Origin of the sequence: Aeromonas sp. Lyrl_2, assembly GCF_051948815.1 — a bacterium.
Lineage (GTDB): Bacteria > Pseudomonadota > Gammaproteobacteria > Enterobacterales > Aeromonadaceae > Aeromonas > Aeromonas veronii.
The window spans coordinates 1-25,146 of sequence record NZ_JAYJLJ010000024.1 but is presented as its reverse complement, the minus strand read 5'-3'; the positions used below and the strand labels follow the sequence as shown (position 1 = coordinate 25,146).

Below are 25,146 nucleotides of genomic sequence, written 5' to 3'. Positions count from 1 at the left end.
ATGCCGGTTTTTTGTTTGACGATAAGAGGTGCGGCTTAGCGCAGGATCATCTCGTCACGGCCCGGGCCGACGGAAACCATCGGAACCGGTACGCCGAGCAGCTCTTCGATACGCAGCACGTACTGCTGGGCAGCGCGCGGCAGCTCTTCGAAAGTGCGGCAACCGGTGATGTCTTCGCTCCAGCTTTCCATCTGCTCGTAAACCGGCTTCAGGGCAGCGGTTTGCGGCCAAATCGGGTTCTCGGTGTGGGCACCTTCGTAAGCCACGCAGATCTTCAGATCCGGCAGACCGGTCAGGCAGTCCAGCTTGGTCAGAGCCACTTCGGTGGCGGCTTGCAGCTCGACACCGTTCTTGGTGGCGACGGCGTCGAAGTAACCGACATCACGGGGACGGCCGGTGGTGGCACCGAACTCGTTGGTGATCTTGCGGAACTCGTCCTGGTTTTCCATGGCGGTCAGCAGGGTGCCGGTACCGACAGAGGAGCTGAATGCCTTGGCTACAGCGATGACGCGCTCCGGGCGCAGACCCGGCAGACCGCCACCGATACCGGCGTAGGCGCCAGATACGTGGGAGGAGGTGACCCAAGGGTATTCACCGTAGATCAGGTCACGGCCAGCGCCCAACTGTGCTTCGAACAGCAGGGTCTTGCCTTCTGCCTGCAGCGCTTTGAGCGGCATGCTGACGTTGCAAACGGCGTCGATCCAGGGTGCAGAGACTTCCAGCAGCCAGTCGGCCATCTCCTGGGCAGTCTGGGTGAATTCGAAGGAGGGGTAGATAGCCTTCATCTGCGGCAGTTTCCAGTCCAGCATGAACTGGATGCGCTCGACCAGCACGTCCGGCTGTTTCAGCCAGCCAACCAGGATCGCTTTTTTCATGACGCGATCGCCGTAGGCAGGAGCGATGCCCTGACGGGTGGAGCCATAGGCGCCGTCACCCAGACGTTGCTCTTCCAGGGTATCTTCCAGTGCGTGCAGCGGCAGGCAGAGGGTTGCGCGGTCAGAGATGGCCAGCTTCGGAGTCACGCCGGAGGCTTTGACTTCCTCGAGCTCGACGGTCAGTTTCTCGGGGCTGATCACCATGCCCGGGCCGAGGACAACCAGGCAATCCGGGTTGAATACGCCACTCGGAACCTGGTGCAGCTTGAAGGTGCCAAGGTCGTTGACCACGGTGTGGCCAGCGTTGTTGCCGCCCTGGAAGCGAATGCTGGCGCCAGCTTGACCTGCCAGATAATCCACGATGCGGCCTTTGCCTTCATCACCCCAGTTAGCACCTACGACTACGATAGACGACATGACTCTTTCTCCTAAGACGTTAGGCGTCCATCCTAGGAGCCTGATGCGGATTAGAAAAATTAATTATCTTTATAATTCCGATAAGAGAACCATATAATTATGGCCAATTAAGCGGCAAACCGCCCGATTTTGCCTAGCAAGCCCCGCACATCGCGGGTTGAGGGACTCTTATGCTGGATATTCACTGGTTGCAAACCTTTGTCACCCTGGCCCGGTTGCAACATTTTGGCCAGACCGCCACCGAACTGCACATGACCCAGCCCAATGTCAGCCTGCATATCAAGCGGCTGGAGCAGGCGACCCGGGTGCGGCTGATCGAGCGCAGTCCGTTTCGCCTGACGCAGGCGGGGGAGCGGCTGCTGCAAAGCGCCGAGCGCACCATTGCCGAGTTGCAGCTCTGTCAGTCCGATCTCAATGCCCTCAACCAGCTCAGCCAAGGGACGCTGGCTATCGCCGCCAGCGACATCATCTCCCGCCTGCTGCTTATCCAGCCGTTCCAGCGCTTCAAGCGGGAGTTCCCCGGCATCGACCTCACTCTGTTCAACACCACTTCGGATCAGGCCGCCGAGCTGGTCAAGGCGGGCAAGGCGGATCTGGGTTTTGTCATGGCGCAAAAGCGCAGCGAACCGCTCTTCTATACCGAGCTGCAACAGGTAACCTGGTGCGCGCTGGGCCACGGCCTTGCCCGCTGGCAGGCGCGGGCGGTGGCGGGAGAGAGCGATCCCCTCGACGAGCCGACCCTGATCCTGCTCGGTCACGACACCCGCACTCGGGCGCTGATCGACCCGTCCCTGCCGCTGCTGGCGCTCCCCCCTTGCCGCATCATGGAGGTGGGCAGCGTGGACGCCCAGCTCGATTGGGCCGAGGCGGGCTTTGGTGTCGCCATCGTACCGGACTTCTCCCTGCATCCGCGCCTCAACCTCACCGCGCCGGTCACCAGCCTCGGCGACTTTCCCGGTACCAGTCTGGGCTACGTGGTGCGCCAGAATCAGGTATTGTCGCGGGCCATCAAGCAGTTGCTGCACTGGGTTGAGGAGGAGATCCAGAAGCCCAACCCCTATCTGACCCGGGTGATGGAGCCGTAGCGGGGCGGCAAGGTGAGCAGGCCTATCGGGGTGACTAAGCCGCCATCAATTGTCACTATTGAACGCGCGTAAACAATCAGGGCAGCCGAGGCTGCCCTGATGCATTTGTGGGCGCTGACCACTCAGTGCTGCGGCGGTGTGGCTGCACTGGTGGCAGGGGAGGGAAGTATATCGGTTTTATCCTGCGGTGGGGTTTCGTCAGCAACCGCGCTGCTGGCAGGCTGGGTTGCCTGCTCTTGCGGCGCAGTGGCCGCAGAGGCGCTTTGTGGCAACTGAGTTGAAACGGCAGCCGATGGTGCTGGCGCCGTTGACGCTGCGGCAGAGGGGGCCACGCTCCCACCCTCGGTGGTTGGCGCAGTGAGCTCGGGGGTGACCTCGAGCGCCTCTTCGGGTAAGGGATTAACCTCTGTGGCTTCTGTCGCCACTGCGGCACTGCTGGTGGCGGTCGCGTCGGAGGGCGCCTCAATGGGCGTTGTCGTCCCGTCGGCGGCACTCACCTGCTCTGTCGTGGGCACCGCTTCCGAGGTCGATGGTGCTGGTGTTAACGGCTCCGGCGTCAGCTGTTCCGCGGTTAACTGCTCGGGGGTCAGTGACAAGGGAGCTGGCGGTTGATCCGACATTCCCGCATGGAGGGGCAGCTCGGTTTGCGCCTGCAACTGCTCGGGAGTCACCTTGCTAAGGGCGGGATGCAGCCGACTGAACTGTTTGACCCGGGCCAGCAGGGTATCGCGCACGGTACGGACGATGGGGTCCGGCAGGCTGGCCAGCGCCACCAGTTCGGCACTCATACCGATATTGTTGATGGCGGTGGTCTGCCCCGGATAGAGGTTGGCGGCGATGCGGCTGCGCTGGTAGTAGGGGTGTTGTTTGAGCAGCGTGTCGATCTGCTCCCCTTCGATGGGAATAAGGCGCACCTTGCAGCGGCTGATCAGATCGCCGACCGCCAGACTGGGGTGACCGGCAACCACAAACGCGGCATCCAGCGAGCCATCGCACAGCCCTTCCAGCGGTTCGCTGTCCGACTTGAGTTGATAGGCAGCAAACTGCCCGGGTTGCCATCCCATGGCTGCCATCAGGGCCTGGCTGGTGATCTGCTCACCGGCTCCGTTGTTGCCCGGATAGACCCGCTTCCCTTCGATATCTGCCAGGGTGGTGATGCCGCTATTGGGGGCGGCCAGCAGGGTCAGCGACTCCTGATAGAGGCGAAACAGGCTGCGCAGCTCATTGTTGGCCCCCTGCCCGCTGAAGGGGCCGGTGCCGTGCAGGGCGTGGTGCAACACATCGGACTGCACCAGCGCCAGCTGTACGTCCCCCTTGTCGAGTGCCTTGAGGTTGGCCATCGAGCCACGGGTGCTCTGCACGGTGCAGCTGTCCCCATGCAGGGCATGGCCGGCATTGAGCACCCGACAGATGGCGCCACCGGTCGGGTAGTAGACCCCATTGAGCGGGCCCGTTCCGATAGTCAGCGCCTGGCTGCCAAAGGGGAGCAGCGCAGAGAGTGCACAGAGGGGAAGCAGAAGGTGATGCAAGATCCGTAGAGACATAATTGACCGTTGACTGAGTTGACCGCTGGCTGATGACACAGGCAAAAAGGGATGGGGCTTGCCCATCCCGTTGCTGGCTGATCAGGGCTTGCCGTGGTTGAGGATTGCCTGCTCCATCCGCGCCAGCGCGTCGGTCAGCCGTGCCCTGGTGCAGCCGAAGTTGAGCCGCACGAACTGACCGTCGCCAAACTGGGCGCCGGGGGAGAGGCCAACGCCGGCCTGCTCGAAGAAGGCGATGGGATCGGCAAGGCCAAGGGCGCTCACATCGATCCAGGCCAGATACGTCGCCTGATGACTGGCCAGCTTGACGCCGGGCCAGCGGGCAACCGCCTGCTGGATCAGGGCCAGATTGGCCGCCAGATAGTCGAGCTGCTCGGTCAGCCACTGTTCGCCACCCTCATAGGCCGCTTCGGCGGCGACAAAGCCCAGCAGGTTGACGTCGGCGCTGATGCCGCGCATCGCCTGCTGCAGCCTGAAGCGCAGACGGGCGTTGGGGATAATGGCGAAGGAGCAGCAGAGACCGGCGATATTGAAAGTCTTGCTCGGGGCCATCATCACCGCGCAGCGCTCGGCCGCTTGTGCACTGATGGCGCCGTAGGGAATGTGGCGGGCGTTTTTATCCAGCAGCAGATCGCAGTGGATTTCATCGGAGCAGATCACCAGATTGTGGCGCGCGGCGATGGCATCGATGGCCAGCAGCTCGTCACGGGTGAAGATGGTGCCGCCCGGGTTGTGGGGGTTGCAGAGCAGCAGCAGATCTGCGGCGGGAGCCTGACGCTCCTGCTCTGCCAGATCCAGCACCCAACGACCGGCCTCTTCAATCATCGGCACTGTGAGCAGGGGGCGATCATTGAAGCCCGGCGCCTGCAGGAAGGGGTAGTAGACCGGCTTGGGAGTGATGATACCGCGGCCATGCTGGCTCCACGCCTTGCAGGCGAGGTTGAGCCCCGGCACCACGCCCGGCAGGAACACCAGCCATTCGGGCTCGATTGCCCAGCCATAGCGGGTCGCCATCCGTTCGATAATGAGTTCGATCAGGCGCGGCGAGGGGCGTGAATAGCCGAAAATGCCGTGGGCAACTCGTTTGGTCAACGCCTCGATCACGGACGGGGGGGAGACAAAGTCGGTATCGGCAACCCACATGGGCAGCACATCCTGACCCTTGTACTTGTCCCATTTCAGGCTCATGGTGCCACTGCGGTCTACTTCCTGATCAAAATCAAACATGCGAACTCCTTGTGCTGGCAGGATGGGCTTTCACTCTACGGGGTCGCGGCCTCCCTCGCAAGGCGCACACCTGCTTATGCCATCCTTGAGCCCGCTCTTGATAGTGACATAAGATAGGCGCCGAATTTTCATACGGCTGCCGCCCGTTAGCCCGTATCGTCCCTCCAACCAGTGGTAACCCTATGAGCTTGTCGATAGCGGCGGTCAAACGCCCGGACCCCGTCTCGCTTTCGTTTCTTGCCGTGACCTTTATGACCGGCGTCGCGGTGGCATTGCAGGTGCCTACCTTAAGTCTGTTTCTAGCCGAGGAGGTGCTGGTGCGCCCCTTTCTGGTCGGGCTCTTCTATACCATCAATGCGGTGGTGGGCATTCTGGTCAGCCAGTGGCTGGGCCATCGCTCCGACAACAAGGGGGATCGCAAGCGACTGATCCTGCGCTGCTGCTTTGCCGGGGTGGCGCTCTCCTTGCTGTTTGCCTGGAACCGCAACTACTGGCTGCTGGCGAGTCTGGGGGTGATGCTGGCGGCGCTGGCGGCCACTGCCAGTCCCCAGTTGTTTGCGCTGGCGCGGGAGTACTCCGACAGCCGCAACCGGCGGGCTGACATGTTCAGCTCTGTGATGCGGGCCCAGTTTTCGCTGGCCTGGGTCATAGGTCCGCCCATCGCCTTCGCGCTGGCCATCGGCTACGGTTTCGAGCTGATGTACCTGGCCTCGGCACTGGCCTACCTGCTCTGTGCCCTGGTGGTGTGGCGCTGGTTGCCCTCGCTGCCACTGCCCAAGATGGCTGAAGAGAGCGAGCGGGTCAGCAGCTGGCGGGATCCGGCGGTGCGGGCGCTCTTTATCGCCTCCACCCTGATGTGGACATGCAACAGCATGTACCTCATCAATATGCCGCTCTACATCACCCGGGAGCTCGGGATGGATGAGAAGCTTGCCGGTATCCTGATGGGCACGGCGGCGGCGCTGGAGATCCCCTTCATGCTGCTGGCGGGTTACTACACGGCCCGCTTTGGCAAGCGCCCCATGATGTTGCTGGCGGTGCTGGCTGGCGCGGCCTTTTACACAGGTCTGGTGACCCTCACCGACCAATACGCTCTGATCGCCTTGCAGCTGTTCAACGCCATCTTCATCGGTATCGTGGCGGGGATCGGAATGTCCTACTTTCAGGATCTGATGCCGGGGCGAGCCGGGGTGGCGACTACCCTGTTTGCCAACAGCATCCGCACCGGCTCCATCATGGCAGGGGCCATCGCCGGTGTGGTGGCGGAGGTGTGGAGTTTCCACGGGGTCTTTATGGTGGCGCTGGGATTGGCACTGGTGGCACTGGCCGCCAGCTGGCGGGTGCCCAACGTCTGACGGAGGATCTGGCTGTTATTTATCGTGCCGGGGCTGGGCGTGCGGGAGCGGCGCTGATTCGCCTTGATATTCGTTGCGCAGGCAGCGCAGCAGCAGCTCGGTCGCAGGGCCGAGGGATTCGGGGGAGAGGGTCAGCAGATAGGTGTAGAGGTGGCGCTCGTTGCCGCTCTCCAGAGCCAGCTGTATGAGTGAACCTTCCGCCAGCTCCCGCTCTACCAGATGGCGCGGCATCCAGGCATAGCCGAGGCCAAGGCGCAGCATGGCGAGCACTTCGTGGTAGTGGGTTGCCTTCCAGCCGGTGTCATCCGCATCGTTCCAGTCCACCGAGCGGTGAATGGGGGGATGAAGGCTGATCTGGTTGTGACTGGTCAATACATCGCTGCGGATCGCCCCCTCCTCTTGCGCCAGCGGATGGCTGGCGGCGCAGAGGGGCAGCAGGCATACCTCGTCCAGCAGCAGACCGGTGCGATCGCCGGGCAGGTGCTCGGAGAGCATCAGGTCCCCCGGTTGCAGGGCGTTGAAGTGGCAGTGAATGCGTTCGTGCAGGTTGACCCGGCAACCCCGGCTGCGGGGATAGAAGCTGGCCAAGGCCCGATAGAGGCGATCCCTTGGCTGCAGCGCCGAGACATAGAGGTTGATCTGCGGCTCCCACTGCCGCTCCAGGTTGTTGGCCAGATTCTCCAGCTCCTCCACCTGCTGGCTCAACTGACGGGCCCGCTTGAGGAAGATCTCGCCCGCCGGGGTCAGCACCGCCTTGCGGCCGCGCACCTCCAGCAAGGGCACCCCCAGACTCTGCTGCAACTTTGCAACCGCATGATTGAGGGAGGACTGGCTCTTGTTCAGCGCCTCGGCCGCCTGGGCGTAGCCGCCGCAGTCGACCACCGCCTGAAAGATCCGCCATTGCTCAAACGTGCTCTTGGGACGAAACATAGTTCAACCTGATTGGAGATAGGATGGTCAGTGGTTCGAACAGGGAGCCTGTGCCCCCTATTCAATTTAACCTCTGCCGCACAACACTCTGGGTATTTTATTGATTTATTTGGGCTGGGCCGCCTGTTTATTTTGGCTGAGCCACAAAGGTCTGGCCGGTTTTGCCGCGGCTGTCCGACCCCATCAGGTAGAGGTAGAGCGGCATCAGGTCGGCCGGAGTCTTGAGGTTCATGGGATCTTCCGCCGGGAAGGCGCTGGCGCGCATCTTGGTGCGGGTACCGCCCGGGTTTAGGGTATTGACCCGTACTCCGGTGTTCTCAAGCTCGTCGGCCAGCACTTCCATCATCCCCTCGATGGCAAATTTGGAGATGGCATAGGTGCCCCAGTAGGCGCGCCCCTTGCGCCCCACGCTGGAGGAGGTGTAGACGATGGAGGCATCGCCCTGCGCCTTGGCAGTCTGGCGCAGCAGCGGCAGCAGCGCCTGGGTCAGCAGGAATTCCGATTTGACGTTGACCTGCATCACTTCGTCCCACTCCTTCTCCTGAATATGTTCAAACGGAGAGAGGGTGCCAAGCAGACCGGCGTTGAACAGCACGCCGTCGAGGCGGCCAAACTGCTGGGCGAAGGTTTCGGCCATGCCGCGGTAGTGGGCGGCGGTGGCCCCTTTCAGATCCACCGGTACGATGGCGGGCAGCGGATAACCGGCCGCTTCAATCTGGTCATACACGGCTTCGAGTTTGGCGCTGGTGCGGCCGAGCAAGATCACGGTGGCACCGTGAGCGGCGTAGGTGAGGGCGGCTTCGCGGCCGATCCCGTCGCCGGCACCGGTGACCAGAATGACTTTATCCTTGAGCAGATCGCGGGGTGCCTGATAATCGAGCATGACAACTCCTGTTAACAAATTCCGGCCATAAGTGCATGGCAATCGGCGCCAAGTGTACTGATCCGCGCGCCTGTTTGACCAGCCAGCGGCAAGAAAAATGTGAAGAAAATAGAGAGGTTGTGATGCTCGGGTTGGTTTTTCCTGGCACTGGCTGCGATTTTTTGCGCGCCTCCATCAAACTCCCTAGAATGTGACGAAAACCGATCCATTCTGGAGTCCATCGTGACATTTCTGACCGAATATGGCCTGTTTCTGGCCAAGACAGTGACCTTCCTGCTGGCCATCGGCGCCATCATCCTGATGATTGTCAGCACTCGCCAGCCGAAAGCGCGCAAGGGTGAGCTGGTGGTGACCGATCTCTCGAGCGAGCTGGAGCAGGGGCAGTTTGCGCTCAAGAGCGCGCTTGCCAGCAAGGCCGAGCGCAAGGTGATGGAAAAGCAGCAGAAAGAGGAGCAGAAAAAGCGCGCCAAGGCCGGTGATGAGCGCAGCCGCCTGTTCGTGCTCGATTTCAACGGCAGCATGGATGCCAAAGAGGTGGCCTCCCTGCGCGAGGAGGTGAGCGCGGTGATTGGCGTCGCCCAGCCCGGCGACGAGGTACTGCTGCGACTCGAATCCGGTGGCGGCGTGGTGCATGGCTATGGCTTGGCCGCTTCCCAGTTGCAGCGACTGCGCGATCGTGACATCAAGCTCACCGTGGCTATCGATAAGGTGGCGGCGAGCGGTGGCTACATGATGGCCTGTGTGGCGGACAAGATCCTGGCTGCCCCCTTTGCCATCGTCGGCTCCATCGGGGTGATCGCCCAGCTGCCGAACTTCAACAAGTTGCTGAAAAAGCACGACATCGAATTCGAGATGCACACCGCTGGGCAGTACAAGCGCACCATCACCATGTTCGGCGAGAACGACGATCTGGGGCGCGAGAAGTTTCGTGAGGAGCTGGCGGCGATCCACGAGCGCTTCAAGGCCTTTGTGGTCGAACACCGCCCGCAACTCGATATCGATCAGGTCACGACCGGCGAGCACTGGCTGGCGAGTCAGGCCAAGGGGCTGGGGTTGGTGGATACCCTCTGCACCAGCGATGACTACCTGCTGGCGCAGGCCAGCCACCACAAGGTGATCGGCATCAGCTATCGCAAGCCAAAAAGCCTGACCCAGAAGCTGGGGCAGCAGGGCGCTCAGGCGCTGGAGGCGGGATTAGGGCGGCTGTGGCAGCAAAGCCCCTGGCGCTAAGCCTGGCCCTCTGGCGCTAGCCCGAGGGAAATCCCGTGATAAAAAGGCCAGCCGGACCACTCCGGCTGGCCTTTTTGCATCCGGTTGCACCTTGTTGGTGAGCGAGGGTTGTTTCCATTGAGGCCCTCTGTTACAACTGAATGCTTTCCCCGTTTATGACAGGATCTTGTGGTAAGAGCTACGGGGCATGGAGCATAGCGATGTCATGGAGCACCTTCAGGCAATTTACCCCGCTGGTCTGGATCGTCATTCTGGGCACCTTCATGGTGCGTACCAGCTACTACATGGTGTGGCCCTTCCTCTCCATTCTGCTCTATCGGGAGTATGCCCTCTCGGCCACCTTCATCGGCCTGTTGCTGGGTGGCTCGATGGCCCTCTCTACCCTGGTCAGTTTCTACGGCGGCTGGCTCTCTGATCGCTTCGGGCGGCGCAGCATACTGCTGGCCGGTTGTCTGGTGGCGATGATCTGTTTCGCCCTGCTCGGTTTCTCCCATGCGGTGTTCTGGCTCGGGGTCGGGGTGATGGGCAGCGGTCTCTCGTCGGGGCTCATCGATGCCCCCGGCAAGGCGCTGATGGCCGACAGTCTGGCCTCGGCCAAGGCGCGGGAGTTGGCACTGCACCTGCGCTATTTTCTGCTCAACCTGGGGGCGGCGTTGGGGCCGCTACTGGGGGTGACCCTCGGGATCAACGCCCAGCAGGAGACCTTCCTGTTTCTGGTGGTGAGCTATCTGCTGCTGGCGCTGGCCTTTGGCTGGGGATTTCGCCGGGCTGGCAGCACAGGCAAGCCGGGGACTGCCGGGCCCGGCTTGCGGGATGCCATCAAGGTGTTGCTGGCGGATCGCGCCTTCCTGCTGCTGGTGATGGCCAATCTCCTGATGGTGCTGGTCTACTCCCAGTTTCACTCGCCGCTGGTGCAATACCTGACCCGAGCCGGTATGCCGCAGGTGGCCGAGCTGGTTGCCCTGCTGGTGGCGACCAATGCCCTGACCGTGGTGCTGCTGCAGTTTCCGTTGCTGCGGTTGTTGTCACGCTGGCCGGTGCGGGTACGGCTTCATATCGGCATGGCGCTCTTTCTGGCGGCCCAATTGCTCTTTGCGCTGGGGGACCCGATGGTGCGCAGCCACTGGTTTGGCGCCGTGCTGTTGCTCAGCATTGGCGAGACCATCCTGTTCCCCCTGCTCAACGTGCTGATCGACCAGATGGCCCCCACCCACCTCAAGGGGAGCTACTTTGGTGCCAGCGCACTGGCCGGGTTGGGAGGGGCTGCCGGCGCCCTGCTGGGAGGCTGGATCCTCGAGCAGTGGAGCGGTCAGTTGCTCTATGTGCTGATGGCGCTGCTTTGTGTGGCGATTTTTGCGCTTTATGAGTGGGGTGCCAGAGTACAGCGTCCCGCTGTGGCCACGTCTGTGGTTGAGCGGAGCTGACCCGGTTAATGCGGGGATCTGTGATGCTGAATGTTCAGTGCGTGCTACCCGGCGTCTTCTCTTTGAGCGCCTTCTTGGCTGCGTACATCCTCTCGTCGGCGAGCCGGATCAGGTTTAGCCCGTCGTCGTAGTGCTCCGGCCCGGTCTGCACGATGCCGATACTGAGGGTGAGATCGCCCAGCTGCTCCTTGACGGTGTTGACCAATCGTTTGAGATAGATATCCCGCGCCTGACTCTCGTTGCAGTTGGGCAGGATCAGGCAGAACTCATCTCCGCCATAACGAAAGCAGCTGTCTTCGGCGCGAAAGACCTGACGGATGCAGTTGCCGACGATGCGCAGGATCTCGTCTCCGCGCTGGTGACCTTCGGTATCGTTGATTTGCTTGAAGTTGTCGATATCGAGATAGGCGATGGCCATGGGTTCGGCACGGCGCTGACAGGTGCGCAGGCTCAGCAACAACAGCTCGTTGAGGTGGCGAACGTTGAGCAATCCGGTCAGAGCATCGGTGCGGTTCAGCTCCTCCAGTTGCTTGGTACGCTCGCGTACTTTCTGCTCCAGACTCTTGGCATAGTTCTCCGACTTCTCTCTGGAGGACTCTATTTCCGACACCAGACTGCGAATGTAGGTTTCGAAGACCAGAGTGATGTCGAACAGAAAGAGTTTGTCCAGGGCGGCCAGCATGACGAGGCGCTCCGGTTCATCGCGGATCTGCTCGAACATATCCTCGATCAGCAGAGCTTTGAGGGTGTTGATGGCGGCCAGATAGAGCTTGGGTTCGACCCCGATCCGCTTGTGAACCAGCCCGATCCGAAGCCGGTTGTTGACGTACTCCAGATCGTAATGGCCGCTGAAGAGATCGAGCACATAGCGCCGTTGCGCGGTGCGCAACCGTATGAGGGTATCGGCATCCCCGATCAACAGGGCGATTTCGGTAATGGCTGTCTGCTGCTGGTAGAAGCGATCCACCAGGGCGTCGATCCGTGGTTCTATCTTGCTGCAATAACTTGCCAACCGCGCCACATCCTGTTCATTGAGCAGCAATAACTCCTTGCGATGGGCAATTTCAAAGTCGGTGATCCTCATCTGCTCAAGCAGGGTCTGTTCGGTCGGATTCATCGTCGTCCTCGGTTTATTACTGGGCGTTACGCTGTCCGTGAGGTGGGACAAACAAGCAGGCGTGGCAATTGATAGTGTAGTCAGTGAGGCTGGGGCGCGCGCAATGCCCCCGCGTGGCGGGGGCCATGGAGGGTCAGGTGAGGGCTAAAGGGGCAAGAGATCCGGAGGGGGTGATCAGAACGTCAGCACCTTGTCGGCAGCCAGGGTCCATTGGGCCAGCATCGGCAGGGTGCCGACCTCAATGCCCTCGATCAGCGGCAGGGCTGTGATGCCACGGGCATCGGTGCAGGTCTTGCACAGGCGAATGGTGACGCCCTGTGCCAGCAGGATCTCCAGCATCTGGCGCAGGTTGTACCCCTCGGCCGGTGCCTGACCGGCCAGCGCTGCACTCACCGCATCTGACATCAGGAACAGCTTCAGGCTGGCACCACCCTGTTCGTTGAGGGCGATAGCGAGGCGCAGGGCGTTGAACAGGGATTCGCTGCCATAGGGGGCACCGTTGGCAATAACCACAATTTGTTGATTCATAACAGACTCCCGATTGGAAAGAGCGCCATTGTAGAGCCAACAGGGTGGCAATTGCGTGATGTTGCACAACTTCTGTCGCACCTTTTTCCCGCTTGCTTGACCCTGCTGCCGATCGAGGTTTTTATGGTCAGCTCGCAAACAAGACCGGATGAATCGAGATGTGGAAAGTATTGGGAGCCGGCTTGCTGCTGTTGGCGGGTCAGGCCTTTGGCAGTGAGGCGGTCGGTTGCAAGGCTCGTCTGCAGGCCTTCAACGACCAGCTGGTGTTTGCCAAAGCACACAATAACGCCGGGCAGATTGCCGGGCAGGAACAGGCCGCGCGCAATATCAAGGCCAACTGTACCGATGAAGGTCTGCTCAAGGAGCAGAAAGAGCGGGTTAACAAACTGCGTGGCGAGGTGGATGAGCGTCTGCTTGAGTTGCAGGAGGCGAGAGTCAGTGGCAAACCGGAGAAGATTGCCAAGCGGCAGGCCAGGCTGGAGGAGTCCCAGACCCGTATGCTGGAGGCCCAGCGTGAGCTGGACAAACTGATCCGGCTGGTCGGCAAGTGATGCCCAGCCGCTGCACGCAGGATCAAAAAAGGCCGATTGCTCGGCCTTTTTTTCGTTTTACGGTCTGTGCATCAGCTACTGCCTGTGCATCCGCACAAACTTCTCCATCAGCTGATCTTCGGTCTCCACGTGGGCGGGATCCCAGATGATGCAGTCGATAGGGCAGACACTGATGCAGGTCGGCTTCTCATAGTGACCGACGCACTCGGTGCAGCGACTGGGGTCGATCTCGTAGATCTCCTCACCCAGGCTGATGGCCTGGTTGGGGCACTCGGGATCGCACATGTCACAGTTGATGCACTTGTCGGTGATGAGCAGCGCCATTTCAGGCCGCCGTGTGCGGGTTGCGGGTATCCTGGCTGTCGCCCAGATTGCGCAGCAAAATGCCGTAGTTCACATCCAGATCTTTCGGGACCGGCACATAGACCACGTGACCGTTGCCCGGCGCGGTGTCGATAAGCTCCCCTTTGCGGTTCTCCATCTGCTCCAGATTGAAACGGACGTTGCCCTGCGGGGTCATCAGCTCCAGGTTGTTGCCCACCAGGAACTTGTTCTTTACCTCGACCTCGACCATGTCACCTTTGCGTCCGGTGATTTCGCCGACAAACTGCTGGGTGTCGGAGACGGAGTAGCCGTAGTCGTAGTTCTGGTATTCGCTGTGGTTGTGACGGCGCAGGAAGCCCTCGGTATAGCCGCGGTGGGCCAGATTTTCGAGGGTGCCCATCAGACTGCGATCGAACGGACGACCCGCCACCGCATCATCGATGGCCTTGCGGTAAACCTGAGCGGTACGTGCGCAGTAGTAGAAGGATTTGGTGCGCCCTTCGATTTTCAGGGAGTGAACGCCCATCTTGGTCAGTCGCTCGACGTGCTCGACGGCGCGCAAGTCCTTGGAGTTCATGATGTAGGTGCCGTGTTCGTCCTCGAACGCGCTCATGTACTCGCCCGGGCGGTTGGACTCTTCCAGCAGCACCAGCGCATCGGTCGGTTTGCCAAGGCCCAGGGTGTTGTCCGGGCGAATGGCGATGGGCTCCTGACGGTGGACGATCTGGCCCACGTCATCTTCCTTGCCCTCATGCACCTTGTACTCCCAGCGGCAGGAGTTGGTGCAGGTGCCCTGATTGGGGTCACGCTTGTTGATATAGCCGGAGAGCAGGCAGCGGCCGGAGTAGGCCATGCACAGCGCACCGTGGACGAACACTTCCAGCTCCATCTCCGGCACCTGCATGCGGATCTCTTCGATCTCGTCCAGCGACAGCTCACGGGAGAGAATGGCGCGGGTCAGGCCCATCTGATGCCAGAACTTCACCGTGGCCCAGTTGACCGCGTTGGCTTGCACCGAGAGGTGAATGGGCATATCCGGGAAGGCTTCACGCATCATCATGATAAGACCTGGGTCAGACATGATCAGCGCATCCGGCTTCATCTCCACCACAGGGCGCATGTCGCGGATAAAGGTCTTGAGCTTGGAGTTGTGGGGCTGGATGTTGGCTACCACATAGAACTGCTTGCCCAGCTCATGGGCTTCGTTGATGCCCAGCTGCAGGTTTTCGTGATCGAATTCGTTGTTGCGCACCCGCAGGCTGTAGCGGGGCTGGCCGGCATAGACGGCATCGGCGCCATAGGCGTAGGCGTAACGCATGTTCTTGAGGGAACCTGCGGGGGAGAGCAATTCTGGTTTAAACATGGCGGACTCTTTATATCTGATTGCAAATCAGGAGCAAGTACAGTAGTACTGCTGTTAAATCAATGACTTAATCAAGCTTTTTAGGCGTGTATAGTCGTGTATAATTTGGGTATTCAAAAACAGTAATATTTTATCATCAAAACCCACCGTCAGTCACTTCACGACAGGTGACGATAGTGCAGCTTTCAAATCTTATGAAGGAGAAGCAACCGCGTTATGCTGGCTATCTTCTCTTAGCAGCATGTAGTGGCATCACCATGTGGTCTGATGAAACGGCCTTAGAGGCAAAATATGCGTCTGTAGCTGTTTCACCCCAAGATCCTTGACCATAGAGTGGGGTTGCTGTCATTGAGAATTGCCGCGCTACGCTTGGCTGCTGGCTTGTTCGGGGAGTCGGAATGATGTCTCCCCTCAAAGCCCAGCGACTATGTACTTGTTCTCTCAGTGAGTTTATAGCTTGCAGTTTACATAAACAGAATGCTTAGCCCTTATCTTATTAAATTTTTAGTTGCAAACTATCAGGTAGATAAAAAATCATATATTTATAATATAAATATTAGTTTTGTCATATTTTAACAAAATGAGTTTTTATAAATATAAATAGTTATTTAAAACTGGCTAGTAAATTAATATCACTCTGAATCAAATAACTCATTGATGTTATAGTATAAAACATACATAATAATAACATGCAACATCACTCAGCAAGTTTTTCGTAGCTTTGAGTTTTTATCAGCGGTGCTTAGTTTAGATCTGTTGTGCATATAATATACATTGAAATGTTTCTCAATAACTATATAAAGTAAATGCAACTATGGCCTGGTTTCGCTGCGCTCTAGCAGCGGAAATATATAAAAAGAGTATTGAATGAAAAATAAAGTAGAAGTTGAGTATTATAAAACTGTTAATGGAAAAAATGCGATTCGAGTTTTAAGAAATGAGAATTATTATCGAAATTTGATTAATGAATTGGAAAAGAAACAAAAAAAAATAGAAGAGTATAAGATCCTTAGCTTATCAAGTGAGGAGTATGATGATTTAAATGCTGAAATTGATGCTTTGCTTTATCACATTTTTCTTATTGATAGTAACGACGAACTCAATAAAGAGATCTTGAATTTTAAAAAATCAAACCCAGACATCGATTGCTATGAGTTAATTGAGCCTCGATGCATGGGTGATGAATACATTAAACCGCTACATTAAAAATTATCTTAAGCAAGATGCCCAGGGGTTTTTATAGCATACGATAAAGCGGCTAATTAATAAGGAAGATAAAATGACAGTGAAACTATCTGACAACGTAGTCAGTAAAACTGGAGATAACCAATTTTTAACACATATTACCCGTCAAATTGAGCTAAGAGAAAAGGTGATCGGGCATCTCAAGTATACAATTTATAATTTCGGTGCCGCGTTTGAACTTAATACGGCTAGAGCCTGGCTTGTAAGAGAAGATAATTATATTGGCCGTCTTCATAAGTATTTGCTTGATGATCAACATAAAATCGCAACTTTATCAGAATTTATTTCCTCAGGACTCATTGGCCCAGAGCAATGCGTGATCATTGATGATGTTGTGATGAACGCACCTTATAGATATATAGGTACTGAGCTGCGTATGATCAGGGAATTACTAACACAATGCGAAATGAAATTTAGTTTTGCCATGCTACCGAACTGGAGGTCATTCTGTGATTGGCTTGGAATTAATGACGAGTATAAGACTGAGGAGCTAGGAAAGTTAGGCTTCTATCCATTAGATGACTATTTGGCCTTCCGCTATCTGGATGATGAAATGCTCAATATGTTGATAAATGAGTCGGTAGTTGTATGAGGAATATGGAGATATAAAACTGTTATTTTCCCTATCCTGATTGCATGAAAGGGGGGGGGAGAGTAACAGTTTTAATGCTTACATCTAAAACGAATTTTTATCCTCTTGTCGTTCTTTATTAGTAAGTGGCAGATCGAAAAGTTTTCTATCGATATTTTTTGTAAGAAATTTATCTAAGCGTGCAGTAATCTGATCTTTTAACGTTTCATTTTTCAACATCAAGCCAACAACCATTGAGCCGATAAGAATCTTCTTCCTAAGATCAGCTTTATTTTTACTCTCCTTTTCTTGATTTTTTAGGAGTGCAATCTTACTGGCTAATTCAGCCTTCTCTTTTTCTAAACGTTCAATTCTTGACGGATTATTATTATTCTTATACATATCAACAAACCCGTTGACTATTTATTTATTAAATAATAACATTGCTTTAGTAAATATTACAATAGTTATTTTCCTTAAATTATAAAAAATCTATTAAATAAATTAATTTGCCTAATCTCAAGAGCTGGAACATAGGAAGTATAAGGGTGATACGTGTGTTGAATATCAAAGCTCTTATCACCGCATGGTGCGCACTTACTCGTTTCTCCTGCTTCGCGGAGAAACGGTGCTCAAGTCAAAATCAAAGTCAGGATATGGCAGAAAGAAAAAATCTGCTTTTAGATAAATAAAAATAAAAATAAAAATAAAAATAAATTGGAAAAAAATGGCAAATTATCATCTATCATTGACTAATGGCAGCAAGGAAGCAGGGAAATCTGGCAAGATAAGAAACGATTATATTAAGCGTGAGAATAAGTATGCCAAGAAAAATAATGAGTTGTTATATTCAGACTGTGGAAATATTCCTCATTGGGCAAAAAGTGATTCAGAGTTTTGGCATGCGGCAGATCTTTATGAAAGAAGTAATTCACGAGTATATAGAGAGATTGAGTGTTCACTTCCTAATGAACTTACAATTGAGCAGCAAAAGGAATTAGTTAAATCTTTTGTAAGATGTGTCACTGAGAAAGAAGGGTTCCCATGGTCATTAGGCATACATGAAGGTAAGTCACAGGACATTGGTAAACCTAACAATCCTCATTTTCATCTTATTTTCAATGAACGTATAAGCGATGGAATAGAGCGAACAGCAGCTACACATTTCAAGAGATATAATAAAAAAAATCCTAAAAAAGGCGGCGCAGAGAAATCAAAAGTAACTAGGGAGACTGAATGGCTTAATGAATTAAGAAAAAATTGGGCTGACATGCAGAATTCCGCCTTAGAAAAGGCTGGTGTAAAGGTCAGAGTGGATCACCGCTCCTTAGCTGCACAAGGCATAGATAGACTTCCTACAACACATCTAGGCGTGAAATCAGTCGCTATGAAGCGGAGGGGAATTGCAACTAATAGATTCGATTTTAATAAAGAAAGAGGTCTTCTTATCAGTGAGATGGAGAGATTAAAAAGAGAAATAAATTATATCGATGACAAGCTATCAATTGAAAAAATTTTGACGGAAGAAAAAGCAATTGGTTATATGTTAGAGCAAGTGAAAGCAATTTGTGGTCAAAAAATAGATATAAAAATAGAAAATAAAAATGAATTTAAAGATTTGCACATGAATGAGACTGAAAAAATCATACATATTCTATTAAAAGAAAATGTAGATAAACACAACATTTTGATCAAACCATCAATATCAGATAACGCTGGAATGCTTATTGTTTCTGACGTAAGTGCTAGCAAACTAAAAATTTTGCATGATGCAGGTTTGAATGCTGCGGCAATAATAGAAACTCGTCGTGGGGTATATGATGCTTGGATTAAAATAGCAGAAGTATTAGAGCCAGAAATAACAAGAGAGGCGGCTCATTTATTAGAAGAAGAGTTTAATATCGATGTGTCATCTAGTAAGTATGGGAAACTATCAGGTTTTAATTTCCATAAAAATGGGGAGAGCTTTTTTGCTAGATGTATTCAAGCTACAGGTCTAATTGCAAAACGAGGCAAACAAATGATAGAAAAAGTACAAAAAAGAATAGAAATTAAAAAAAACAGGATGACTCGTCTCTCCAGAATAACTGCTTGGACTCATACCCCTTACAAGAAAATGAGTTTTATAGATAAGTGTATCCAAGTTTATCAACCGTTAGTGAATAAGTTTAATGCAAATTTAGAACGATGTGATATTACATTTGCAGAGATAATGATAAAGAATGGGTATAGTGAAAAAATGATTATAAATGCTATTATCGAACTTAGTCCGGCTTTACCTGAAAATGCTGAGAAGTATGCAAAGAATGTAATAACAAGCACACCAACTATCAGGTTTATCCTAAAACACAAAGGAGACGTAATCGAGTGGTAGAACATCAGAGCACACATTTCATCCAAGTAGTATATGGATAACATTAAAAGTAAATCGTTGTTAAGTAATGCTAGAAAGAAGCCGTCTTAATTCATCTTCAGGATTATATTTTTTAGATAAATCGTCTGCTTCTTTCAATATAAAGTTAACCTTTCTATTTAGACCTACTTGTGATTTATCAAATGTTTGTTGGCATTGATCGAGGGCTCTTTCAATTGCAATATGAGCATTGAACAGGGCCTTACCACTTAGGCTTTCATTCACTTTTTTAATCGCACCGTAATACATCAAATCCAACGTCTCTTCACATTTTGCGCGCTTGAACCTAGTTAGAATATTTTCAAATTCATAAAAATTCGTGACATTAATATCGGAACTTTTCTTTTTCATAGAATGCTACCCATTGTTGATGTTGGTTTTATTTATTGGCTTAATTGAGTTTTCTTCAAAGTTGACGGAGATGGGTATTTTTTTTGATGAAAATATCTATCTCGTTACCTCAAGTTTCGGTTAGTTGCGAGGAATGTAAGGTATTACATTCCTCGTAAAAATTATAAAAGCATAATAAATATAAATCAGCAGTATTCTTGGATTCTAGGGAAAGTGCGAACAAGTATCCCAAGAACAAAAAATGAAAATTTTAGTCATTTAATATCAATGGGTTACCAGTAAATGCTCTCGTGCCATATGACTTATTCGCACCTTCCCTAGGGAAAGTGCGAACAAGTATCCCACGAACAAAAAATGAAAATTTTAGTCATTTAATATCAATGGGTTACCATTAAATGCTCTCGTGCCATATGACTTATTCGCACCTTCCTTAAGCCTCCAGTTGAACAGCCAGTTAAGCATGATGCAAAATCTCCTCTCCGAGCGCTGCTATTTGGTTAATAATCTCAGCTCGTTCTGCCGCATCATGTGTTGCATGTGCGGTTTCCGTTAAAGCGGCCAGGCGAATGTGATCCGCATTGCCAGCGTCAAATTCAGGCAACTGAGTATGCTTAAAGATATTCCCGACCTGGATGTTCACGGTATGGCTTTCAATCCATTCCGCAACCATTGGCGTGTTGAGCAAACCACACAGGTAAAATGCTTCTTCCTTCCGCTCAAAGGCTGAGTAATACACCTTATGGTCTGGCACGTAAGGCCGCATTCCAGCAACTGGCACTTCGGCGTCGCCAACAACAGCAGCGTAAAAGCGGCTGGACATTTCAGGCCACACCACTTTCCACGGCATAAAGGTGTACTCGCCCACGTTATAGACGCCAAAAAATGGTGCGCCTTTCATTTGGCGGCGATAGGTTGACCGTTCAGTCAAAAGCCCTTTGTAGCTGGAGAACCACGCCTTGGTTTTTGTTAGCTCCGGCGAGTTCATCAGCATCGCGCTTGATGAATATTCCTCTTTGTCGATGCCACGATTAGGCACAAAGGTATACAGCTTTTCTTCTACTCTGGCCGGATCTGCCAGTTTTAAGTAACACGCTTCAAAATCACCGGCCCCTTTAAGTAGAGGGTAAAGCAAATTGGGTTCGACCCACGCTGTTCTTGCTTGGCCAATATCTTTCCTTCCCGCATCTGGACGGCTACGAATTTGAACAAGCGAGTGGTTGGCATCAACAATTGGCACGTAATAAATGCCGTTTAAATCTGGCGTAATGCCTTTGCGTCCAGTCGTCCAGGAACACTGGCCTGAAATGGACTTTAAGACGTGATGACGTCCTTGAGTCAACACGGCCCAGGGCGAACCCGTTTCACCCACAGGGATAGCTTCTTTCACTTCAATGGCAATACGCTGCTTTACTTCGTCCAAACTCAGTTGAGTGGGAATGTTTCGGGTTGTTCCTGCCTTATTGCTCCACAGTCGGTATGGTACTGGGTACTGTCCTGACTGGCTTGTTTTGTTAAACACAGCAACTACCGTGTGATTGGAGGCATCATCAAAGGGTTTTAAGCCTTTCATATCATCCACGCATACAGGTGTTAAGTAGGCTGATTTTGGGTTAGACGGCTCTAACATGAAGGTTCTGAACCCAGCGGATGAAGGATTTTTAAATACCGTGCCCGTGATCACAAAAACCAGACGGCCATCGGCCTTTAGCCACTTATCAGCGGTTGTATACGTGATCATGGCGGAAATATCTAACTCATTGCCACCGTGACGCTTATTCTTTGAGAAAATGCCGTAATGGTCGCATGTTGGCTTTACCCGCTCACGATACGCATCTGGCAACTTAGACCAACGTACCCACGGTGGATTGCCAACAATACAGTCAAAATGACCAGCGGTTGCTGACCAGAAGAAGTTGCGTACTACACGAAACCAAATACCATTCCATTGTTGCCTGTGAAGCGACAGGATTTGATCGTAGGTGTATTGCAGTGGTTCACACCATTCAGTAGCTTCCTTTTGAGTCATTAGCCCTGAAGCGATAAGCTTTGCTTCTGACTGTGGGTATTCCAGATCGCATTCCACATCTTCGCCCATCTGGATAAATATATGATCCAAACGTGAGCGGTCAAAGGCCAGCGCTGACGGCAGCGCAATATCCAGTCCAGCAACCTGACTACCTATCTGATATTTCACAACGTCCTGTCCTTTCACCGGATCAGGCGCTGGGGAGTATATGGCATCAGCCAGCAGCACAGGCACTTCAAGTGTTTGCCCAGGGGCTGCTTTGAGCAAATCGGCAATTTCCATCAGAAAGTTGACTCGCGCTGTTTGCACAGCAAGCGGATTGAGATCAAAACCCCATACTGACGAACACAAATGCCGAACAATGCGTTGACTATCCCAGCCTTCCTGAATGGCTTCATCGCGCATCCGGCGTATGACTGCTAACAAAAATGCGCCAGAGCCACAGGTTGGATCAAGTACCCGCTTATTCAGCCACGTACCGTTCTGTGCGTTTTCAACCGCAAAATCAACCAGCCAATCTGGTGTATAGAACTCACCTAGGCTTTGACGCAGTTTACCAGGAACCAAGCCTTGATAGAGATCACGCAAAACGTCACGGGTATGACTTAACTTGTCCGTCCGGTACAGTGATAGTGCGGACAAAATGCCGCGAAGTGCGGGAACAATAAACGGTGCGTGAACTTTGTTCCGTGCAACATCCAAGTACCAGCTAAAAATAGCTTCCTCTACAAAACCGTTGATCCCTGCCTGTGTAAATATACCTGCGCGTTCGATGTTCTGTGCCAGGGAGTCTAGCAACGCAGCGTCATCTAACAAAGCTGCCATTTCTTGTGCAGGTTGCTGTATGGAGGACAGGCCATGTGCTGAGACTATTTCAGCGGCCAGCAACTTTATAAGTAGCGAGTTGTAGGAGTGAATGATGAAAAGCCGCCCTGACATAGCCTGCTCTGGCTGCCCCTGCCACGTAAAGCCCATTTCTCGGCTTATGGCGTCAGCTTGCAGCACGGACATATCGGCAACTTGTCCGTAAAGCGTTCTCCATTCTTCAAATAACATTTTGATTTTGGTGTTACCCACAACCGCCAGTTCATCGGCCAGCGCATTAGCCATTGCCTGCATCAACGATTGTGCGTTGCGTGAGCCGTGGCCGAAGTCAGACAATAAGTTATCAATCGACACGGCCCGTCGAGTTTCCGAACGAATGGCCTGCATCACCAAGCCAACCGCATATTCTGAAAAAGGGATTAAATGCTGAGTTTCAATGGCATCGTCACGGACTTGAGCAAAACAAATGTGTTCGCCATCAATTGCTATCCCGATAAAGTCTTCTGGGGGAATACCTACTTTTACAGCTTCTCGCTTGATATAGGGCAGTAAACGATCATCGGTAGCTTCTTTGAACTTGGCGCTGCTTTTGGAGGACTTGAAGTAACCAGGGGCTTTGAATTCAATAATAACGTTGTTGTAACTGCAATCTTTTTTGGCACGTTCAGCATCAAAGTGAAGCCCTAATGCAGCTTCCAATGCTGTCACCCATGCAATCCGTACTTCTTCTTCACCTTTCCAGGGCCGATTTCGCTTTACAGAGATGTGATTGAAGGCATCACGCTGTGCTGTGCTGTCAGAAACTATATTTTGGCTCATTTGTCACCGTCAACTACTGATATCGATTTACTTTTCATTCCGCCAAATACGCCTTTGGCAGCAATACCCTTCGCTGGTCTTGGCTTAATATTCATTTTTGCGATCACTGGACGGAAATCTACCCCATGCTCGGCCATTTCCCCCATAAGGGCGGCAATGATCCCAAGATGCACAGGTACTTCTTCTTTTTTTGCAAGATTAGAGATAGACACGCGGTTCATGCCTAAAAGTTCAGCAAAATCACGGATAGTTAAGCCGGATTTCCCGATATTTCTGAGGAGTTCTTCATAGTTCATAGCTTCGGAGTATAAATGGCGAATGTTATTCATGCAATAATTAATGGTTGTAATTACTGCATTACTAATTATTTTGTGAAAATCGTCATCGCACGCCTTGAAATGTCATGTAGAGATGAATAAAATAAAGTCATCACCACATGACGTTTTGAGCGCAAAATGAAACAACATTTCCTTCTCTCAGCAAAAGCCCGAAGCCTGTCTGTGCGTAAAGTGTTCGCTATGTCAGATGATGAAGCGTTTTCACTGTTTAAAAGCTTACGCTGGGGTGATACCGGAACTGTGACCTGTCCTTGTTGTGGCGTGGTGGACGTCCATTACTTTATCCGCACCCGCAATCAGTGGCGCTGCAAAGACTGCAAACATACGTTTTCTGTGACAAGCGGCACAATCTTTGCGTTTCACAAGCTGCCATTAAAGGTGTATCTCGGTGCGATTGCCATTTTCACCAACGCAGTGAAAGGCTTGTCTGCCTTGCAGATGTCCCGTGATTTAGGGAAGGGAAGGTGCGAATAAGTCATATGGCACGAGAGCATTTACTGGTAACCCATTGATATTAAATGACTAAAATTTTCATTTTTTGTTCGTGGGATACTTGTTCGCACTTTCCCTAATCATTAGATACCTAGAGCTAACAACCTAGTCAAACCAAAGCGTTGTGAATAGTTACCATCGCGTGGTAGTTATCTGCATAAGTGAGAGGCCATTGTATTTTGTGTTGATAAATAAATCATCATAGGTAATTTACAGTCGCGTTCATTCATAAAGCCAACAGTTTGTTATAATAAATTTATCTTAAATGCCATTAGTATCATAAAGCATAGCAAATTTATAAAAAATGGTTGCAGTTATTATTGCTGCAATGCATTATTAATTCGTTGCCACGTTTTTAACGTTATAAAAATTTTATGGCTAAGCCGTAGTCTTTAACATTTCATATACGTGCTTTTGTGGGCTTTATTGAGTGGATTAATATAATCGTTTTTTACCTGATGTCTAACCTTTAAATGCTGATCGCTAGAGGTTGATAATAATTCACCTAATAATAGTAGTCTATTTATGATTTTTAATAGAGGGGACGCATGGAGTCTGTAAAAACTAGAAAGTGTAAAGTTACAATGGATAGGGGGGCTGGACGGGTTAATTATGATCAGGATTCATTTTTAGTCGAAGGTCTTTTAGATGAAAATTCACTGGCGGGTTTCTATGGCCCAAGCGGTTCGCGTAAGTCTTTTTTGATAATCGATATAGCTTGTAGAGTGGCCACAGGTAAGCCTTGGCAGGGTTTGGATGTCAAACAGGGCTCGGTTATCTATGTTGCTGCGGAAGGCAGTAATGGAATGATAAAGAGAATGAATGCCTGGGTTAATAAATATAACAATGGCGAAGATATAAAAAATTTCTATCGTATATCTCAGCCTATGTTTGTGTCTAAGCAAGAGTATATCGATGATTTGATTTTAGCTACAGAGGATGTCTTGTTTGAGACGGGGGTGCCTGTACGTTTGATCGTTATCGATACTTTGGCAAGATGCTTCACTGGAAATGAAAATGCAGCAGAAGATATGGGGGCATTTATTGCTGGCTGTGATCAGATAAAGGTCAAATCTGGCGCAACAATTTTAATTGTGCACCATACTGGTAAGGACATAGATCGTGGAGCTAAAGGAGCATACTCTTTCAAGGCGGCCCTAGATAATGAGTATTTTGTTACAAAAGATGAAGATAAGAAAAATCTTTCTTCTAG

Annotated in this window: 22 protein-coding genes and 1 pseudogene; 10 read left to right on the top strand and 13 right to left on the bottom strand. The window is 52.4% G+C overall.

Going from position 1 to position 25,146, the window contains the following annotated elements; translation table 11 throughout:
* Window positions 1-35: 35 nt before the first annotated feature.
* Window positions 36-1,292, bottom strand: a complete 1,257-nt coding sequence (locus VF684_RS17855) for an adenylosuccinate synthetase (protein WP_005347796.1) — start codon at window positions 1,290-1,292, stop codon at window positions 36-38.
* Window positions 1,293-1,462: 170 nt separating this feature from the next.
* Between VF684_RS17855 and VF684_RS17850 the strand changes: the two genes are divergently transcribed.
* Window positions 1,463-2,377, top strand: a complete 915-nt coding sequence (locus tag VF684_RS17850) for a LysR family transcriptional regulator (protein WP_005353868.1) — start codon at window positions 1,463-1,465, stop codon at window positions 2,375-2,377.
* 122 nt (window positions 2,378-2,499) lie between these two features.
* Here the strand turns inward: VF684_RS17850 and VF684_RS17845 are convergent, their stop codons facing one another.
* Together VF684_RS17845 and VF684_RS17840 are read right to left on the bottom strand one after the other, a co-directional pair.
* Window positions 2,500-3,921: a TAXI family TRAP transporter solute-binding subunit gene (locus VF684_RS17845; protein ID WP_139440417.1), complete on the bottom strand. Its 1,422-nt coding sequence runs from the start codon at window positions 3,919-3,921 to the stop codon at window positions 2,500-2,502.
* An 81-nt stretch (window positions 3,922-4,002) separates the two neighbouring features.
* Window positions 4,003-5,148 carry a MalY/PatB family protein gene (locus VF684_RS17840; protein WP_440174355.1) on the bottom strand — a complete coding sequence of 382 codons (1,146 nt, stop codon included), beginning with the start codon at window positions 5,146-5,148 and terminating at the stop codon, window positions 4,003-4,005.
* A 182-nt stretch (window positions 5,149-5,330) separates the two neighbouring features.
* Here VF684_RS17840 and VF684_RS17835 point away from each other — a divergent pair, with 182 nt between their 5' ends.
* Window positions 5,331-6,503 (top strand): MFS transporter, encoded by a 1,173-nt coding sequence (locus VF684_RS17835; protein WP_139440418.1) that lies wholly within the window; start codon window positions 5,331-5,333, stop codon window positions 6,501-6,503.
* Window positions 6,504-6,518: 15 nt separating this feature from the next.
* Here the strand turns inward: VF684_RS17835 and VF684_RS17830 are convergent, their stop codons facing one another.
* Window positions 6,519-7,433, bottom strand: coding sequence for a LysR family transcriptional regulator (locus VF684_RS17830; RefSeq protein WP_139440419.1), 915 nt, complete (start codon window positions 7,431-7,433; stop codon window positions 6,519-6,521).
* A gap of 127 nt (window positions 7,434-7,560) precedes the next feature.
* Window positions 7,561-8,316 carry a YciK family oxidoreductase gene (locus VF684_RS17825; RefSeq protein ID WP_005334909.1) on the bottom strand — a complete coding sequence of 252 codons (756 nt, stop codon included), beginning with the start codon at window positions 8,314-8,316 and terminating at the stop codon, window positions 7,561-7,563.
* A 222-nt stretch (window positions 8,317-8,538) separates the two neighbouring features.
* Between VF684_RS17825 and sohB the strand changes: the two genes are divergently transcribed.
* Entirely contained in the window at window positions 8,539-9,546 is a 1,008-nt protein-coding gene (sohB, locus tag VF684_RS17820; RefSeq protein WP_069526366.1) for a protease SohB, read from the top strand.
* Between the two features lie 200 nt (window positions 9,547-9,746).
* Window positions 9,747-10,970, top strand: a complete 1,224-nt coding sequence (locus VF684_RS17815; RefSeq protein WP_139440420.1) for an MFS transporter — start codon at window positions 9,747-9,749, stop codon at window positions 10,968-10,970.
* Between the two features lie 34 nt (window positions 10,971-11,004).
* On the opposite strand, the gene VF684_RS17810 is transcribed toward VF684_RS17815, so the two are convergent.
* Both VF684_RS17810 and VF684_RS17805 read right to left on the bottom strand, forming a co-directional pair.
* Window positions 11,005-12,087 carry a diguanylate cyclase domain-containing protein gene (locus VF684_RS17810; protein ID WP_043822377.1) on the bottom strand — a complete coding sequence of 361 codons (1,083 nt, stop codon included), beginning with the start codon at window positions 12,085-12,087 and terminating at the stop codon, window positions 11,005-11,007.
* 174 nt (window positions 12,088-12,261) lie between these two features.
* Complete coding sequence (locus VF684_RS17805) at window positions 12,262-12,615, bottom strand: DsrE/DsrF/TusD sulfur relay family protein (protein ID WP_005334901.1); 354 nt, start codon at window positions 12,613-12,615, stop codon at window positions 12,262-12,264.
* Window positions 12,616-12,773: 158 nt separating this feature from the next.
* Between VF684_RS17805 and VF684_RS17800 the strand changes: the two genes are divergently transcribed.
* Window positions 12,774-13,166, top strand: a complete 393-nt coding sequence (locus tag VF684_RS17800) for a DUF1090 domain-containing protein (protein WP_376899905.1) — start codon at window positions 12,774-12,776, stop codon at window positions 13,164-13,166.
* 75 nt (window positions 13,167-13,241) lie between these two features.
* On the opposite strand, the gene VF684_RS17795 is transcribed toward VF684_RS17800, so the two are convergent.
* Both VF684_RS17795 and trhP read right to left on the bottom strand, forming a co-directional pair.
* Window positions 13,242-13,490, bottom strand: coding sequence for a YfhL family 4Fe-4S dicluster ferredoxin (locus VF684_RS17795; RefSeq protein ID WP_005334896.1), 249 nt, complete (start codon window positions 13,488-13,490; stop codon window positions 13,242-13,244).
* 1 nt (window position 13,491) lies between these two features.
* Window positions 13,492-14,853, bottom strand: a complete 1,362-nt coding sequence (gene trhP, locus VF684_RS17790; protein WP_139440422.1) for a prephenate-dependent tRNA uridine(34) hydroxylase TrhP — start codon at window positions 14,851-14,853, stop codon at window positions 13,492-13,494.
* A gap of 867 nt (window positions 14,854-15,720) precedes the next feature.
* Here trhP and VF684_RS17785 point away from each other — a divergent pair.
* The gene (locus tag VF684_RS17785; protein WP_104014145.1) at window positions 15,721-16,059 is read left to right on the top strand and encodes a hypothetical protein; all 339 of its coding nucleotides are present in this window, start codon (window positions 15,721-15,723) and stop codon (window positions 16,057-16,059) included.
* A 73-nt stretch (window positions 16,060-16,132) separates the two neighbouring features.
* Window positions 16,133-16,690: a hypothetical protein gene (locus tag VF684_RS17780; protein ID WP_069652100.1), complete on the top strand. Its 558-nt coding sequence runs from the start codon at window positions 16,133-16,135 to the stop codon at window positions 16,688-16,690.
* A gap of 84 nt (window positions 16,691-16,774) precedes the next feature.
* Here VF684_RS17780 and VF684_RS17775 read toward each other — a convergent pair whose 3' ends face one another.
* Entirely contained in the window at window positions 16,775-17,071 is a 297-nt protein-coding gene (locus tag VF684_RS17775) for a hypothetical protein (RefSeq protein WP_104014146.1), read from the bottom strand.
* Between the two features lie 325 nt (window positions 17,072-17,396).
* Here VF684_RS17775 and VF684_RS17770 point away from each other — a divergent pair, with 325 nt between their 5' ends.
* Complete coding sequence (locus VF684_RS17770) at window positions 17,397-19,043, top strand: MobA/MobL family protein (protein ID WP_111873363.1); 1,647 nt, start codon at window positions 17,397-17,399, stop codon at window positions 19,041-19,043.
* Window positions 19,044-19,103: 60 nt separating this feature from the next.
* Here the strand turns inward: VF684_RS17770 and VF684_RS17765 are convergent, their stop codons facing one another.
* The 3 genes from VF684_RS17765 to VF684_RS17755 all read right to left on the bottom strand — a co-directional run bounded on the left by VF684_RS17765 (window position 19,104) and on the right by VF684_RS17755 (window position 23,432).
* Entirely contained in the window at window positions 19,104-19,433 is a 330-nt protein-coding gene (locus VF684_RS17765; protein WP_141712026.1) for a hypothetical protein, read from the bottom strand.
* A gap of 454 nt (window positions 19,434-19,887) precedes the next feature.
* Window positions 19,888-23,103 (bottom strand): Eco57I restriction-modification methylase domain-containing protein, encoded by a 3,216-nt coding sequence (locus VF684_RS17760; protein ID WP_317842135.1) that lies wholly within the window; start codon window positions 23,101-23,103, stop codon window positions 19,888-19,890.
* Window positions 23,100-23,432, bottom strand: coding sequence for a hypothetical protein (locus VF684_RS17755; RefSeq protein ID WP_216823798.1), 333 nt, complete (start codon window positions 23,430-23,432; stop codon window positions 23,100-23,102). Before VF684_RS17755 ends, VF684_RS17760 begins: the two co-directional genes overlap by 4 nt.
* Window positions 23,433-23,558: 126 nt before the next feature.
* On the opposite strand from VF684_RS17755, the pseudogene VF684_RS17750 reads away from it, so the two are divergent.
* Together VF684_RS17750 and VF684_RS17745 are read left to right on the top strand one after the other, a co-directional pair.
* Window positions 23,559-23,894 (top strand): annotated as a pseudogene (locus VF684_RS17750) (transposase); the annotation flags it as partial.
* A gap of 587 nt (window positions 23,895-24,481) precedes the next feature.
* The coding region (locus tag VF684_RS17745; RefSeq protein WP_440174354.1) for a helicase RepA family protein at window positions 24,482-25,146 on the top strand (665 nt) is incomplete at its 3' end.

Coding starts and splice junctions, on each gene's coding strand:
- VF684_RS17855 (WP_005347796.1), bottom strand. CDS start 1,292: ATGTCGTCTATCGTAGTCGTAGGTGCTAACTGGGGTGATGAAGGCAAA.
- VF684_RS17850 (WP_005353868.1), top strand. CDS start 1,463: ATGCTGGATATTCACTGGTTGCAAACCTTTGTCACCCTGGCCCGGTTG.
- VF684_RS17845 (WP_139440417.1), bottom strand. CDS start 3,921: ATGTCTCTACGGATCTTGCATCACCTTCTGCTTCCCCTCTGTGCACTC.
- VF684_RS17840 (WP_440174355.1), bottom strand. CDS start 5,148: ATGTTTGATTTTGATCAGGAAGTAGACCGCAGTGGCACCATGAGCCTG.
- VF684_RS17835 (WP_139440418.1), top strand. CDS start 5,331: ATGAGCTTGTCGATAGCGGCGGTCAAACGCCCGGACCCCGTCTCGCTT.
- VF684_RS17830 (WP_139440419.1), bottom strand. CDS start 7,433: ATGTTTCGTCCCAAGAGCACGTTTGAGCAATGGCGGATCTTTCAGGCG.
- VF684_RS17825 (WP_005334909.1), bottom strand. CDS start 8,316: ATGCTCGATTATCAGGCACCCCGCGATCTGCTCAAGGATAAAGTCATT.
- VF684_RS17815 (WP_139440420.1), top strand. CDS start 9,747: ATGTCATGGAGCACCTTCAGGCAATTTACCCCGCTGGTCTGGATCGTC.
- VF684_RS17810 (WP_043822377.1), bottom strand. CDS start 12,087: ATGAATCCGACCGAACAGACCCTGCTTGAGCAGATGAGGATCACCGAC.
- VF684_RS17805 (WP_005334901.1), bottom strand. CDS start 12,615: ATGAATCAACAAATTGTGGTTATTGCCAACGGTGCCCCCTATGGCAGC.
- VF684_RS17800 (WP_376899905.1), top strand. CDS start 12,774: ATGTGGAAAGTATTGGGAGCCGGCTTGCTGCTGTTGGCGGGTCAGGCC.
- VF684_RS17795 (WP_005334896.1), bottom strand. CDS start 13,490: ATGGCGCTGCTCATCACCGACAAGTGCATCAACTGTGACATGTGCGAT.
- trhP (WP_139440422.1), bottom strand. CDS start 14,853: ATGTTTAAACCAGAATTGCTCTCCCCCGCAGGTTCCCTCAAGAACATG.
- VF684_RS17785 (WP_104014145.1), top strand. CDS start 15,721: ATGAAAAATAAAGTAGAAGTTGAGTATTATAAAACTGTTAATGGAAAA.
- VF684_RS17780 (WP_069652100.1), top strand. CDS start 16,133: ATGACAGTGAAACTATCTGACAACGTAGTCAGTAAAACTGGAGATAAC.
- VF684_RS17775 (WP_104014146.1), bottom strand. CDS start 17,071: ATGTATAAGAATAATAATAATCCGTCAAGAATTGAACGTTTAGAAAAA.
- VF684_RS17770 (WP_111873363.1), top strand. CDS start 17,397: ATGGCAAATTATCATCTATCATTGACTAATGGCAGCAAGGAAGCAGGG.
- VF684_RS17765 (WP_141712026.1), bottom strand. CDS start 19,433: ATGAAAAAGAAAAGTTCCGATATTAATGTCACGAATTTTTATGAATTT.
- VF684_RS17760 (WP_317842135.1), bottom strand. CDS start 23,103: ATGAGCCAAAATATAGTTTCTGACAGCACAGCACAGCGTGATGCCTTC.
- VF684_RS17755 (WP_216823798.1), bottom strand. CDS start 23,432: ATGAATAACATTCGCCATTTATACTCCGAAGCTATGAACTATGAAGAA.